The sequence below is a fragment of the Paenibacillus sp. FSL K6-1217 genome (assembly GCF_045040735.1).
In the GTDB taxonomy this organism is placed as follows: domain Bacteria; phylum Bacillota; class Bacilli; order Paenibacillales; family Paenibacillaceae; genus Paenibacillus_AQ.
In genome coordinates this window covers 4615331-4628958 of the sequence record NZ_CP150271.1, presented here as the reverse complement: position 1 = coordinate 4628958, position 13628 = coordinate 4615331, and the positions used below count along the sequence as shown (strand labels likewise).

At 54.6% G+C, this 13628-nt stretch carries 10 protein-coding genes; 6 read left to right on the top strand and 4 right to left on the bottom strand.

The window, feature by feature from the left end; all coding sequences use genetic code 11:
* Positions 1 to 520 precede the first annotated feature (520 nt).
* Positions 521 to 2749, top strand: coding sequence for an MMPL family transporter (locus MHH28_RS20395; RefSeq protein ID WP_405104975.1), 2229 nt, complete (start codon positions 521 to 523; stop codon positions 2747 to 2749).
* Between the two features lie 237 nt (positions 2750 to 2986).
* On the opposite strand, the gene MHH28_RS20390 is transcribed toward MHH28_RS20395, so the two are convergent.
* The 4 genes from MHH28_RS20390 to MHH28_RS20375 form a co-directional block, all read right to left on the bottom strand.
* Complete coding sequence (locus tag MHH28_RS20390; protein WP_405104199.1) at positions 2987 to 4090, bottom strand: IS4 family transposase; 1104 nt, start codon at positions 4088 to 4090, stop codon at positions 2987 to 2989.
* Positions 4091 to 4265: 175 nt separating this feature from the next.
* Positions 4266 to 4610: an antibiotic biosynthesis monooxygenase gene (locus tag MHH28_RS20385; protein WP_405104973.1), complete on the bottom strand. Its 345-nt coding sequence runs from the start codon at positions 4608 to 4610 to the stop codon at positions 4266 to 4268.
* Between the two features lie 44 nt (positions 4611 to 4654).
* Positions 4655 to 5374 (bottom strand): 3-ketoacyl-ACP reductase, encoded by a 720-nt coding sequence (locus tag MHH28_RS20380; protein ID WP_405104970.1) that lies wholly within the window; start codon positions 5372 to 5374, stop codon positions 4655 to 4657.
* A 168-nt stretch (positions 5375 to 5542) separates the two neighbouring features.
* Positions 5543 to 7096 (bottom strand): FAD-dependent oxidoreductase, encoded by a 1554-nt coding sequence (locus MHH28_RS20375; RefSeq protein WP_405104968.1) that lies wholly within the window; start codon positions 7094 to 7096, stop codon positions 5543 to 5545.
* Between the two features lie 153 nt (positions 7097 to 7249).
* On the opposite strand from MHH28_RS20375, the gene MHH28_RS20370 reads away from it, so the two are divergent.
* The 5 genes from MHH28_RS20370 (at position 7250) to MHH28_RS20350 (ending at position 13540) form a co-directional block, all read left to right on the top strand.
* Positions 7250 to 8617 (top strand): spore germination protein, encoded by a 1368-nt coding sequence (locus MHH28_RS20370; RefSeq protein ID WP_405104966.1) that lies wholly within the window; start codon positions 7250 to 7252, stop codon positions 8615 to 8617.
* Positions 8614 to 9714, top strand: a complete 1101-nt coding sequence (locus MHH28_RS20365; protein ID WP_405104964.1) for a GerAB/ArcD/ProY family transporter — start codon at positions 8614 to 8616, stop codon at positions 9712 to 9714. Before MHH28_RS20370 ends, MHH28_RS20365 begins: the two co-directional genes overlap by 4 nt.
* Positions 9711 to 10835 (top strand): Ger(x)C family spore germination protein, encoded by a 1125-nt coding sequence (locus tag MHH28_RS20360; protein WP_405104962.1) that lies wholly within the window; start codon positions 9711 to 9713, stop codon positions 10833 to 10835. The genes MHH28_RS20365 and MHH28_RS20360 overlap by 4 nt, the downstream gene beginning before the upstream one ends.
* A gap of 72 nt (positions 10836 to 10907) precedes the next feature.
* The gene (locus tag MHH28_RS20355; RefSeq protein WP_405104960.1) at positions 10908 to 11309 is read left to right on the top strand and encodes a Fur family transcriptional regulator; all 402 of its coding nucleotides are present in this window, start codon (positions 10908 to 10910) and stop codon (positions 11307 to 11309) included.
* A gap of 242 nt (positions 11310 to 11551) precedes the next feature.
* Positions 11552 to 13540 (top strand): methyl-accepting chemotaxis protein, encoded by a 1989-nt coding sequence (locus tag MHH28_RS20350; RefSeq protein WP_405104958.1) that lies wholly within the window; start codon positions 11552 to 11554, stop codon positions 13538 to 13540.
* Positions 13541 to 13628: the final 88 nt, after the last annotated feature.

Genomic DNA, 13628 nt, shown 5'->3' with positions numbered 1-13628 from the left:
ATGAAACCCTATCCTCCCAAAAAATCTAACGGACCGAAAAGACCTTATTCTCACGAGAACGCCACCTTATGCAGCGTAACGGACTCAGGCGACCTTATCGTCCTTCTACGAGTCGTTTTGGGGCTGAATTGCAGGGGATAAGGTCCTTGGGGTCCGTTAATCGCCCAAGTGACGACTTTCTTCCCGGATAAGAGCACCTCAGTCCGTTACGCTAGGCCAAACGCCCCTAAAGAACAACCCCCGCTTGGAAAAGTTGCAATTTGAAGGGGAATTGCTTCTGCTCCACTATTTTAAATCTGATGAGGTACTAGTTTTTCGGAATTTCAGAAAAAAGATTTGCTTAAAATTTTCGGGGTATATATGATAAGGATAGTAAAATGACCCGCGGCTCATTTTTTTGGAATATAAGAATTTATATGTTTCGCACTATAAATTATCCTTATATTTCTCGCTGAAACGGTGTCGTCCTTTAAAAGGACGGCACAGCCGTTTCTACTTGGGCGGACGGATAGGAGAGAGGATGAAAGGTATGTCTGGCTACGGAAAATGGGTAGCAGGGAGCAAGACCAAATGGATCACGCTGCTGGTGTGGATTGTACTGGTTGGGGTGCTTACGATGCTATGGCCTTCGGTGAATTCACAGGTTGCGAACAATGCCTCCAACCTGCCGGAGGACTCACAATCGGTGCGGGCATCGGTCGTTGCCGAGCGGGAATTTCCGGCCGGAAGCGGCGTGCCGGCACTGCTTGTATGGCATCGTGAAGGAGGAATCTCCGAGGAGGACCTCGTACATATTACAGCAGTATACGGCAAGCTTGAGCAGCAGCCTCTGGAGCATCAGAACTTCGTTCCGCCGCTCGGCAAGCTGCCGCCGCAGGCGCTGCAGGCGTCCTTGTCGGAGGACCGGAGCACAATCGTTACCCCGGTGCTGTTCGACAAGACGGCGGACAGCGACCAGCTGGGGGAGTCGCTAAAGAGCCTGAAGGAGCGGGTCCGGACAGAGACGGGGGCTGACCCGTCTGCCGCCAAGCCGGACAGCGGGGACTTAAGCCTGCGGGTATCCGGTCCGGTTGGAATCTCAGTAGATGCTACAGGGTTATTCAAGAATGCCGATGTGTCGCTGCTGATTGCGACCGTCATTCTGGTGCTGGTCTTCCTGCTGCTGATCTACCGTTCACCGATTCTGGCCCTGATTCCGCTGGTTGCGGTAGGCTTTGCTTATGGTGTAACCAGCCCGGTACTCGGTCTGATGGCCAAAGAAGGCTGGATTACGGTGGATTCCCAGGCGGTCTCGATTATGACCGTGCTGCTCTTCGGGGCAGGAACAGACTACTGCCTGTTCCTGATCTCGCGCTTCCGCCAGATGCTGAAGGTGGAGGAGAATAAGGGGCGTGCACTGCTGAGTGCCATTTCCCACTCCTCCGGGGCAATTGCGATGAGCGGCTTCACGGTGGTGCTGGCCCTCTTCGCTCTGCTGCTGGCTAAATACGGCGCATACCACCGGTTTGCAGTGCCGTTCAGCGTCTCCATTCTGATTATGGGCGTAGCCAGTCTGACCCTGGTTCCGGCCCTGCTGGCGATCTTCGGACGGACCTCATTCTTCCCGTTCGTGCCGCGCACTCCGCAGATGGAAGCAGAGCGGGCCCAGGCCAAGGGCAGACCGGTGCCGCAGCCGCAGCCCGCCCGCCGCAGAGGAATCGGGTACCTGGTCGTTTCCTGCCCGTGGGCCATTGTCGGAATTACCGTGGTGCTGCTGGGAGTGCTGGCTTCGTTCTCCAGCGGAATTAAGTTCACCTATGATATTCTGTCATCATTCCCGAAGACGATGGAGTCGCGGGAAGGCTTCGACCTGATCGGCAAGCAGTTCTCACCCGGTGAGCTGGCACCCGCCAAGCTGATGGTCGATACAGAAGGGTTATCCGGCGGTGAAGACCTGAAATCTGTGCTGAGCAGCCTGTCCTACGTGGATGTGGTCTCAGACCCGCAGCAGGGGGCGGTCAACCCGAAGATTACCGCCTATGATATTGAGTTCAAGGACAATCCGTATTCGATTGAGGCGATGGACCATATTCCGGCACTTCAGGCTACGGTCGAGCAGGCCCTGGCGGAATCAGGGATTGCGAACGCGCAGGATAAGGTATGGATCAGCGGGCAGACCGCTACCCAGCATGATACCAAGGAGCTTGGGGAACGGGACACCGATCTGATTATACCGGTCGTTATCGGCCTGATTACCCTGCTGCTGCTGATTTATCTCAGATCTGTCGTAGCCACAGTGTATCTGGTGGGCACAGTAATCCTGTCGTTCTTCTCGGCACTGGGCCTGGGCTGGATCATCATTCATTATGTGCTCGGAGCAGACGCGATTCAAGGCTCCATTCCGCTATATTCCTTCGTCTTCCTGGTAGCGCTCGGGGAAGATTACAACATCTTCATGATCTCGAATATCTGGAAAAAGCGTAAGCATATGCCGCTGAAGCAAGCGATTGCCGAAGGGGTGAATGAGACCGGCTCGGTCATTACCTCCGCCGGACTTATCCTGGCCGGTACGTTCGCCGTGCTGGCAAGCCTTCCAATTCAAGTTCTGGTTCAGTTCGGGATTATCACGGCGATCGGTGTTCTGCTGGATACCTTCGTCGTCCGTCCGTTCCTGGTACCGGCTATCACCGTCCTCTTCGGCCGCGTGGCCTTCTGGCCGGGTAAGCATCAGGAGATAAGCGAAGCCGCTGCTTCTGATACACAGCAATAAGAAGTATTTAGTTATACAATTTTCTGAAAAAACAACAAAGAAATCGCCCTCTCGGGAAAATGGAAGATCCATCAACCATCCCGAAAGGAGCGATTTTTTTGCTGTTGCCAGCGAATCTCTATTGAAGGGAGAAGCGCCAAGTGATTTCATTCCATAAAAGCAGTAAGGTACGAAGCTGCCTTCGCAGCGAAAAAACAGGGATAAGTGTATTATGTGCAGGCCTGTTGATTAGCTAAATTATGGGAATGCAAGATCATTAGCGAAAAAGGTAATCCATTCTACGGGTAAACGTTGCAGCGTAAATAAGCGGTCAAAGTCGGCAAACGTTAGTTTTGCGCTCCAATGCACCCCTGCATTCCCTTCGTCAAACAGGAATTTTAATAACACATAAACCAGTAGAGCCGTATATAACTGGCCGTACACAGCGTTTGGTGTGGTCCCAAATAAGGTTGGAATGTTTAAGTGCTGCTTAATCCAGCGAAAAAACACTTCAATCTGCCACCGCTTTTTGTAGATTTCTGCAATCCGCTCGGCGGAGTGCCAGTGCAGATTCGTAGCAAGGATCACCGGATTGCCTTGCGGATCTCTTAGGATCACCACGCGAAAACGGTTTTTGGAAAGCCCTTGTTTTTTTCCCAATTGGCAGGTGAAATCTTGTTCGAGTGTTCCCGTGAAGGGTTCGCTTCGCGTTCGGGAGACCGGGGAGTGAAAGAGCGTGTTGTCCCGAAGCCGAATAACAAAGAATTGGTGCTGCTCCAGATAGTCATCGAATCGTTTGTAACCGCTATACGCCCGATCAGCTACGAGAATAAACCGCTTGTCGGTCACCTCGGGACAGCTTTTGAAATCATGGGAATTCCCTGTGGTCTCGGTCACCTTATGGAGCCGGCCTTCATCGGCCACTACCGACACGTGCAATTTAATTCCCGCTCGTTCGCCTTTCAGCAGAGCCCAAGGAAGCCGCCCTTTACCCACGGTAATTTTAGTGGAATCGACGAGCAATAACGCTTTGGGAATCCCTAAATGTCTTCGGGTCGAGCGATTACACCGATCGATCATGAGGTTCAGCAGTTGCTTAAAAAGCTCGAAGGGAACCTTCTTCGCTTTTTTCGAGAGCGTAGAATGGTCTACGGGTCTGAGGCTGCTTGAAACCATGCGTACTTCACCATCCCGATACCCCTTCCACTGCTGGAACGAAGCCTCCGCCAAGAACAAGAAGAGGTCATAGACGGTGAATTTCCTTGCTTTATCGACATATTCAAGTTCTTGAAGAAACGGTGAGAGTTTCTCTTCGGGAATCACCGATTGCAGAATGTTCGAGATTGAAGTAGACTTTTTCATGAGGTCGCCTCATTTCGGATGTTTGTAGGGGTACAAACACTTTACCGAATGAGCGGCCTTTTTTCTACCTTTTTTTAGCTAATCAACAGGCTTGTACGAATTGCAATTAAGCCTCCCCCTTGCACCCTAATCGGGGTGAGGTAACCCCTCAGCAAGCCATTAGTTAAAGTAATTCTCACATGTTTAGATCTGATGTGCTACTGTCAGCCTGGGTGTCCGGAGTGCGGCTGTGCAGCAGCTCGTACTTGTCGAGCGAGGAACCGACAATGGCTTCGTTCCGTCCGGCTCCGCGGTGCGAATCCCGGAAGGCGGGGCTTGAGGTCCAGCCGTTCAGCGCTTCCTCGTTCTCCCAGACGGTGCTGATCTTCAGCTCCTCGACGCCTTCCTTGGGAGCGCCGTGCCACACCTCCATGCGGATGAAGCCGGGGATGCTCTGCACTCCGTTATCTGCGCTGAACCGTGAGGCCAGCGCTTCGCCATGCCCTTCCTTGATCTTGATCGTATTGGTAACTACCAGCATGCCAAGTCCTCCTTGTAGGGCTTTACGTAATTTCCGCTTCCATATTATTGCGGATTGGTGGTCCAGATGCCTGCCGTCTTCAGGAAGACACGGTCAGGCAGCTTAAGCGCAGCAAGCGTCAGCTCGGCCACGTCCTCCGGCTGCATCATCCGGTCCTCGTCCCCGATCTTGAGACCTGCGCTTGTCGCCAGGCCTGTATTGACCGTGCTTGGGGTTAGCGCCACGACACGGATATTATGCTTGCGCACCTCCATCGCCAGTGCTTCGGTCATGCCCATCAGAGCGAACTTGGAAGCACAGTAGGCGGAGCCTGTAGCGAATCCGCGTTCTCCTGCGGTGGAGGAGATATTAATGATGTTGCCGCTTGAACGCTCAATCATGGCAGGCAGTGCGGCACGGGTCACATAATACGCCCCGAACAGGTTGATCTGCATATGCCGTTCCCAGTCGGCCGGGTCCATCTCCAGGAACGTGCCGAACTGGGCGATCCCGGCATTATTTATAAGTGCGTCGAAGGGACCGAGATCCTTCTGCAGGGCCACTACTGCCCGCTCCGCTTCTTCACGTACCGCAATATCGGCTACGGCAATACTGACCTTGACGTCGTACACCTCGGTCAGCGCCAGCTTCAGCGCTTCCAGATCCGCCGAGGTTCTGGAGATCAGCCCCAGGTTGGCGCCTTCCTTGGCCAGCGCCATGGCGAGCGCCTTGCCGATTCCCTTGCCTGCACCTGTAATGACAATACTGGTTCCTCTCAAATCCATAACCTGTCGTCACGCTCCTTATATATAGAATAATAGGTAACTCTAGATGATACAGTCTATTATACCTGAGCGGCGGGGCACAATCACGCCGGAGCCGCTTCGTGCAGGAAGGGCCGCGGGAGAAGCCGGGACCGCCGCATAGTGCCGTGCAGCGCCCGGTGATTCCGCTCAGTCTCCCGGCGTGATTGTCTTAAGCGGCAGAGTCGCCGGGCCTTCAAGCACATCGCCTTCGTAGGAGAAGCGGGAGCCGTGACACGGGCAATCCCAGGAGCGCTCGGCATCATTCCACTCGCATTCACAGCCCATATGGGTACAGGTTCTGTCGACAAGATGCAATTGGCCTTCGGGATCGCGGTAGGCGCCAACGCGTTTGCCGTCATGGAAGACGACTGCACCCTGATCCTTCTCCAGATCCTTCGTTTTGGTGTGCACAATCTCGACTTTACCGGCGACCAGCTCTTTGGCGACAGAGAAGTTCTGCACGATGAAGTTCTTGATGGCGGGAACCGCCTTGAAGCGGGAGGGATCATATAACCCGGTGTACGGATTGCTGCTCCCCTGAATGCCGTCTGCGATCAGGCGGGCAGCCACGGTTCCGTTTGTCATGCCCCACTTCCCGAATCCTGTGGCGATATAGATCTCTTCATCCTCGGCCCGCTTGCCGATGTAGGGAACCCGGTCCAGCGTAATCAGATCCTGAGTGGACCAGCGGAACGGAATACTGCGGATGCCCAGCAGCTCTCCGGCGAACCGTTCCAGATTCTCATAATGGCCGAACGTACAGATGCCTTGACCGGTCTTGTGGTTCTCCCCGCCGGCAATGACCAGCTTCCGGTCTCCCCATTCCACTGCCCGCAGCGAGCGGGTCGGTTCACCGGCACTCAGATACATGCCGCCTTCGTAATCGGTCTCCGGCTCGAACGCCAGACAGTAGGAGCGTTCGGCATGCAGCCGCGAGAAGTAGAGGGATCCGCCGTCATAGAAGGGGAAGTGGGAAGCAGACACGGCATGGCGGCAACGGATCTGGAACTTCTCTCCCTCCGTATGCAGGGTTAACTGTCCGTCCGTATCGACCTTCTCCCCGATCATCGTATGCTCAAATACGGTGCCGCCCCTGTCCAGAACGGCCTGCAGCAGCCCCTTCAGATACTCCAGCGGATGAAAACGCGCCTGGTCCGGCATCCGGATGGCCCCGCCTGCGCCCAGCGGCAGGGGCACCTGATCCAGCCACTCTCCGGGCAGTCTCAGCTTGCCGTAAGCCTCGAATTCGTCATTCAGCGCCTTCAGCGTCTTCGTGTCGCCTTTATCCGCATATAGATAGGCCGCCTCCCGCGTCATTCCGCAGGACAGGTCCAGCTCCGCCGCTGTGGCAATCATCCACTCCATCGCCTCGCTGTTCGACTGATAATACATCCGGGCCTGCTCCTCGCCGAAATGCTTCAGCAGACCCTCATAGATCATTCCGTGCTGGGCGGAGATTTTGGCGCTGGTATAGCCGGTGGTCCCGCCGAGAATCTCTCCGGCTTCCAGCAGCGTGACCTTATATCCGGCCTTGGACAGCAGATAGGCAGTAGTAATCCCGGTAATCCCTGCCCCTACAATAGCTACATCTGTGACATGGTCTTCCGCAAGCACCGGAAAAGACGGAAGCCCGGTGCTGCCCACCCAGAGCGATTCCGGAAATTGCGGAAGACCTTGCGAACGGTGTTCCTGTGAGTTCATTATTTAATCCCTCCTAAGTGATGATCCATTTCATTTATTACCACTCTTCTGGAAAAAGAAACGCCCTGATTCGGCAACTGGTGCATGAAAACCGCCAGAAAGTGCCAATATAAGGAGAAGTTCGCAGAGAAATGCGTTTAGGAGAGATGATCCATGCCGGGACAACAGCATAAGCAGGAGGTTTCCCTGGACTGGATCAGGAGGGAGCTGGACGGGTTCGGCGATCTGGAGGACAAGCACATGGCTATTCCGGCGGGACAGGCCAGCCTGCTGTATATTAAAAGCGTGACGGACGCACAGGCGATCAGCCGGAATATCATTGCCCCCTTTTACGAAATGGATCAACCGGCCGCGTATTACAGCTACATTGCCAATTATCCGGGCAGTGAGGAGACAGCAGAGGGCCAGCGTGCGCTGGACCTTCTGCTCAGCGGGTATGCCTGCATAGGATGGCAGGACAAGCTCTGCTTCTTCGATGTCCTCAAGGCCGAGACCAGCAGCATTAAGGAGACGATTACGGAGAGCATCAGCCAGGGGCCCTCCGATGCGCTGGGGGAGAGCCTGGCGGTGAATCTGAATCTGGTCCGGCGGCGTTACCAGTCTCAGACGCTCAAGACGGAATTCACCGTCATCGGCAATGTATCCAAGACCAAGGTGGCGATCCTCTATGATGTGGACAGAGTGAACCCCAAGGTTCTGGCCGAGTTAAAAGAGAAGCTGGATTCGCTCAAGCTGGATATTCTTCAGGCTGCCGGTGAGCTGGAGAAATATATCAGCAGCGATCAGCTGCGGATTTTCCCCAAGACCATTGTGACCGAGCGCCCGGACCGGGTGGTATTCAATCTGGCGGAAGGAAAGGTGGCGCTCCTGCTGGATACTACCGGATATGCCATTGTCCTGCCGTCCATCTTCAATGATTTCTTCACCGCCATGGATGACAAAATCCACCTTCCCTTCGTGGGGCGCTTCCTGAAGCTTCTGCGTATCCTGGGCGTGGCTATGACGCTGTGGCTGCCGGCCTTGTATATTGCCTTCACCTCGTACAATCCGGAGATTGTGCGGGTGCAGGTTGCCCTACTGATCGGGGGGAGCCGGGCGACTGTGCCGTATCCTTCGTTCGTGGAGGTTATTCTGATGATGCTGATGATGGAATTCCTGACCGAGGCCAGCTTGCGTCTGCCCCGCGCCATCGGCCCGACAGCCACAACGGTGGGTGGTCTGATTCTGGGGCAGGCGGCTACAGCGGCGGGGCTGATCGGCAACATCATGATTATACTCGTCTCTGTGGTGGCGATCTCCAATTTCCTGATTCCGCTGAATCTGATGAGCTTCTCCATCCGTGTGCTGAAGTATTTATTCGTGATCGCAGCGGCTGTGCTGGGGCTTGTCGGGGTGGTCGTCTGCCTGGTCGGCTTCACGATGTATTTATGCAGCCAGCGCAGCTTCGGCCAGCCGTATTTCAAATTGTTTTTTCTGGATACCCTGGGAACCGCCCATAAGAAGAAAAGCGGTGGGCAATGATGGCGAACAGCCGCTATTTCTATTGCCTGTTTCTCATGAATTCCCTGATCAATGTCATTAACTTCGCCCCGCGTGAGCTGATCGATGCCCGGTTTGACGGTGCGCAGTCCTCTATTCTGATTGCAGTGGGTACGGGCACCCTGTTCATCTACCTGTTCACCAGAGTCATCAATAAATTCCCCGGGCAGGGACTGCCGGAGATCTTCGCATCGGCCTTGCCCAAGCTGCTGGCATCCCCGCTGATCTTCATTTATGCCTTTCTGTGGTATATGGCCGGGGCGCTGATTATGCTGTCCTTTGTGGATATTACCCAGCGGTTTATCAGCCCGGACACCGGGCCTTATGCGGTCTTGTTCGGGTTCCTGACGGTCGTCTGCCTCTGCACCCGGATCGATTCGCTGTCCCTGCTCTACGGGCTTGAGGTTACACTCGGGATTACCCTGCCGCTCATCCTGTATACGACAGTCAAGGCGGTGCTTAACCCCGACTTTAGCTGGGATGCCGTCCTGCAGATCATGACCCATTCCCTGCATGCGCCCGATATGAACAGCCTGGCAGCGGCAACCTTTACCTTCAGCGGTTATATCAATCTGGCGATCTTCAACCGGGTGTTTCATGGCTTGAAGCTGAAGCATCTGTGGATTTTGAGTCTGGAGGGCCTGCTGGTACTGGCTTTGACTTTTTTTGTGCCTATAGGATATCACGGAACGGTCGGCATTGAGCGGCATGTATACACCTGGTTCACGACAGCGGACAGCATCCGCATTGAGGCGTTTCTGATTGAACGCATGTTGTACATCTTCTATTTCGCATATATCACCCTATCGCTGGTCAGTGCCATCATCCAGTGGCATGTCGGTAAGGAGCTGCTGCTCAGTCTGCTTCCAACCACCACCGGAGCGCCGAAGAAAAAACTGTGGCAGGAGATCATTATCCTGGTTCTGTTCGCTTCCGGGGCATTTGTCCTTCTGCAACTGGATCAATATAACCTTAACATGCTGGGAGTGTTCCTGTTGCATATCCGCTGGTATGGGGAGCTGCTGCTGATCTTATTGTTGTTCTGGTGCTACTGGATTGTGAGGAGGCGCAGGGCATGAGAGGAAGAAGTAGCCGATATAACAGAGTTGGCGGGACCCTTATCCTGCTGCTTCTGCTGGCTATGACCATCACAGGCTGCAATTTCAAAGATATCGACCGGAGAATCTTCGTGGTTGCCATCGGGATTGACCCCGGCGAACAGGACGGAACCTTCAAGGTAAGCCTCAAGCTGGCAATCCCCCAAGGGGATGTCACGAAGATTGACGAGAAGATGCTGATTCTCACGGAAGAATCCGAGAGTATCTCTGAAGCACTGCGGAGAATGAAGTCCAAAGTAGAGAAGGAACTGGATTATGTCCACTGCAAGACAATAATTCTGGGAGAGCGAATAGCGGCGAAGGATATCTGGCAAGTGACAGATTGGGCGGTGCGCCGCAGAGATATCCAGTCGATTCTGAACTTTGCGGTAGGAAGACCGGGAGCGCTTGAAGTTCTGCAGGTCAAGCCGCCCTCCGAGCGCATTCCGTCCAACTCGCTGATCCTGGCGATGAGCGGACAGGGAACGGAGTCGCCTTTTATCTCAAGCGTGTACTCCTATCAGTTAATGAGAAGCATCTATGAGAATGGCATAGACCCCATCCTGCCGATTATTGAAGCGCAGGGGAAGGAACAGTTCCTGATTAACAAGATCGCTCTGCTGGATAAAAATAAAATCCGCCTGGTCCTCACCCCCGATGAGACCCGGCTGTTCAATCTGCTGTCCCGCTCCAATCTGCGGACGAACTTCCCTGCCCATATCGGCAGCGGCATGTATGAGTACTACACCGAGAGCTCTTCCTCCGGCTACAAGATTGTGGTTCCCCGGGAGGGCGAGCCTTACATCCGCTATACCATCAAGATCCGGGCGATTCTGGAGGAGAACAGTACGGAGGAGATGATCACCCACCATATGCTGAAGAAGATTGGAGAGGCGGGTGCGGCGGAGCTGAGCAGTGCCGTTCAGGCATTGCTGGTCAAAATCCGGGAGAGCGGAATGGACCCGATGGGCTGGGGGCTGCACTATGGAGCGAGACACTGGAACAATAAGACGGAAATGACGGAATGGGAGAGATTGTATCCCCGGCTCGGCTTCCGGGTGGAGGCCAAAGTGGAGGTGAAATACTCGGGAATGATCAAATAGGGCAGCCCCGGATTGACGCTATCGGCAGCAAGATTTATACTTGATCTAAAAACAAGTTAGAGGATGATAAAGATGAGAACCCTGAACCTAACCTCGCAGCGTCAAGCCGTGTACGATATCGTTCGCCATTCCGAGGATCACCCTACCGCTGCGGAAGTTATGAACCGGCTGGTCGAGCAGGGGCATAACCTGGCCTATGGAACAGTCTACAATTCCCTCCGTTATCTTACGGATAAGCAGATGATCCGCGAGCTGAAGCTGGGGGAGGCGGCCAGCCGGTATGATGCCCGTCTGGATGACCACCAGCATATTGTCTGCGAAATCTGCGGTGCGGTGGATGAAGTGATGAGCCAGGTTCCGAAGGAGTGGAACGACTCGGTAGCAGCGGATACAGGCTATTCGATCACTCATACCCATGTGGTATTCGGCGGTGTGTGCCCGGCCTGCCAGAGCAGGAATTCGCATAACAAATAGGACCTTTGTATGGGTTCGCAGGCTGGGTACCTCCTGGTACGTCAATAGGATATAACAAAAGACCGTTTTCATTGAAACGGTCTTTTTGCTGTTCAGATATAAAAATTATCAATAAATATAGAAGAATAATCATGAGTTGCTGGAGAAAAGAGGGTTTCTAGGTGCGATATATAATTATATATAAAGCCTGCCGGAGTTATCGTTCTTAAGACCTATGAAGAAAGAGAGAGTGAGTCCATCCTATGAATACAAAGGTGCGTCTGAACATCCGCACGAAGCTGATTGTCACCTACCTGCTTGTCCTGCTGGTGCCAAGCATTATTATCGGCTGGTTAACCTATCAGTCAGCGAGCAGCAGCGTTGGGGAGCAGCTTACCAATAATGCCAACGAAAGCGTCATTGCGGTGAACGAAATAATCAACACTAATATTCAGTCCAAAATAGATGATATTCTCTATTTCGCCGCACAGCTTGGGGCCGATTCCATCAATAGCGAAGCGGCTGGAATGGCTGCCCCCGCACTGGGCAGCAGATTGAAGGAGTATGCGGCGCTGCATCCCGATGTGCTTGATATTTATGCCGGAACCAGCAAAGGCAGGAGTATCCGGGCCGCAGAGACCAAGCTGCCGGACGGCTATGATCCGCGCAAGGAGAATGCTTATATCAATGCGCTTAAGCATGGCAGCGGAACCGTGATCTCACCGGTATTCCAGACGGTGAACGGAGAGAGCGCGATTGCGATTTCGGCGGTGCTAGAGGGCGGAGACGGCGTAGTCGGTCTGGATCTGAACCTGTCCTCGCTGGCCGCTACGACGAGTATCAAGGTCGGCCGGGAAGGGTACATTCTGATTATCGACAGCAGCAAGAAATTTCTGGTGCACCCCACAGAACCGGTTGGCGTGGAATCCTCGCTGGATTTCGTGAAGCAGATGTTCGGGAGTGAGAGCGGAAGCTTCGATTATGTATATAAGGATGCCCCCAAGAAGCTGACCTTCATGGTGAACGAGCTGACCGGGTGGAGAATCGGGGGAACCATCAGCTTAAATGAGATTACAGAGGCAACCCGGGATATCCGCGAGACCGTCTGGCTTGTCCTCTCTGTATCCGTGCTGCTGGCCCTGGTGCTGATCTACTTCAACATCTCGTCCATCCTGAAGCCGCTGATCCGCCTGCGCAGTGCGACCGAGAAGATTGCCGGCGGCGACCTGTCGCAGGATATCGGGAGCTTCCGCGGCGATGAGATTGGCCTCCTGGCCGGGAATTTCCGTCAGATGGTCGGAAATCTGCGGCAGATGATTACCGGAGTTCAGGAGATGACGGGGAATGTCTCTTCCTCCGCCGGACAGCTGAGCGCAGGGGCCGAGCAGACGACCCGGGCCATAGAGCATGTCACGGTGGCGATTCAGGAGGTAGCGGCCGGTATGCAGCAGCAGGTCAACAGCGTACATAAAGGAACAGTAAGCACGGCTGCCACGACAAACGAGGTAACCCGTATCTCGGAGTTCATGGAGCAGGTGTCGGCGATGATGGACAAGACCTCGCTGTCGGCTTCGGAAGGTAATGATTCGGTCATCAGTGTGGTGGACAAGATCAACGGCATTCATGAGACCGTGGAGGAAATGGGCATCGTGATCGATCAGCTCAGCGAGCGGGTCGGACAGATTCAGGGGATGGCCGGTGTAATCTCGGGGATCTCGCGGCAGACGAACCTGCTGGCGCTGAATGCTTCCATTGAAGCGGCCAGAGCCGGTGAGCAGGGGCGGGGGTTCGCTGTAGTCGCCTCGGAGGTCCGCAAGCTGGCTGAGGAATCCGGGAAGTCGGCCAGCCTGATCTCCGAACAGATTACGTCGATTCACTCTGAGATGATGCAGGCCACAGCAACCATGGAGGATGCGAAGAGCAAGGTGATGGACGGTATTATGGCGGTGGATACAACGGGACGTTCGTTCTCGCGCATCCGCAGGGCCGTTAAGGGCGCAGCGGAGAAAATCGAAGCCATGAACGAAGCCGTCCGTACCCTTACCGCAGAAGCGGACAGTATGGAACAGGCCATCGGCGAGATAAGCGGCATTACCGAGGCAGCGGCGGGCAATACCGAGACGATCTCCGCAGCCGCCCAGCAGCAGCTCGCTTCCGTGGAGGAGATAGCTTCCTCCACGGCGGATCTGAGCCGCCAAGCCGATGAACTGCAGCAGCTGGTCGGGCGCTTCAAGCTGCACCCCGGAAAGTAGGCTCCCGCAGTAGCCGGAGCGCTTAAGCCGGGGACGGGCCTTGCTGATGATCCGCAGGCTGCCAGAGGATAAAATGCAGTCCGGTCTT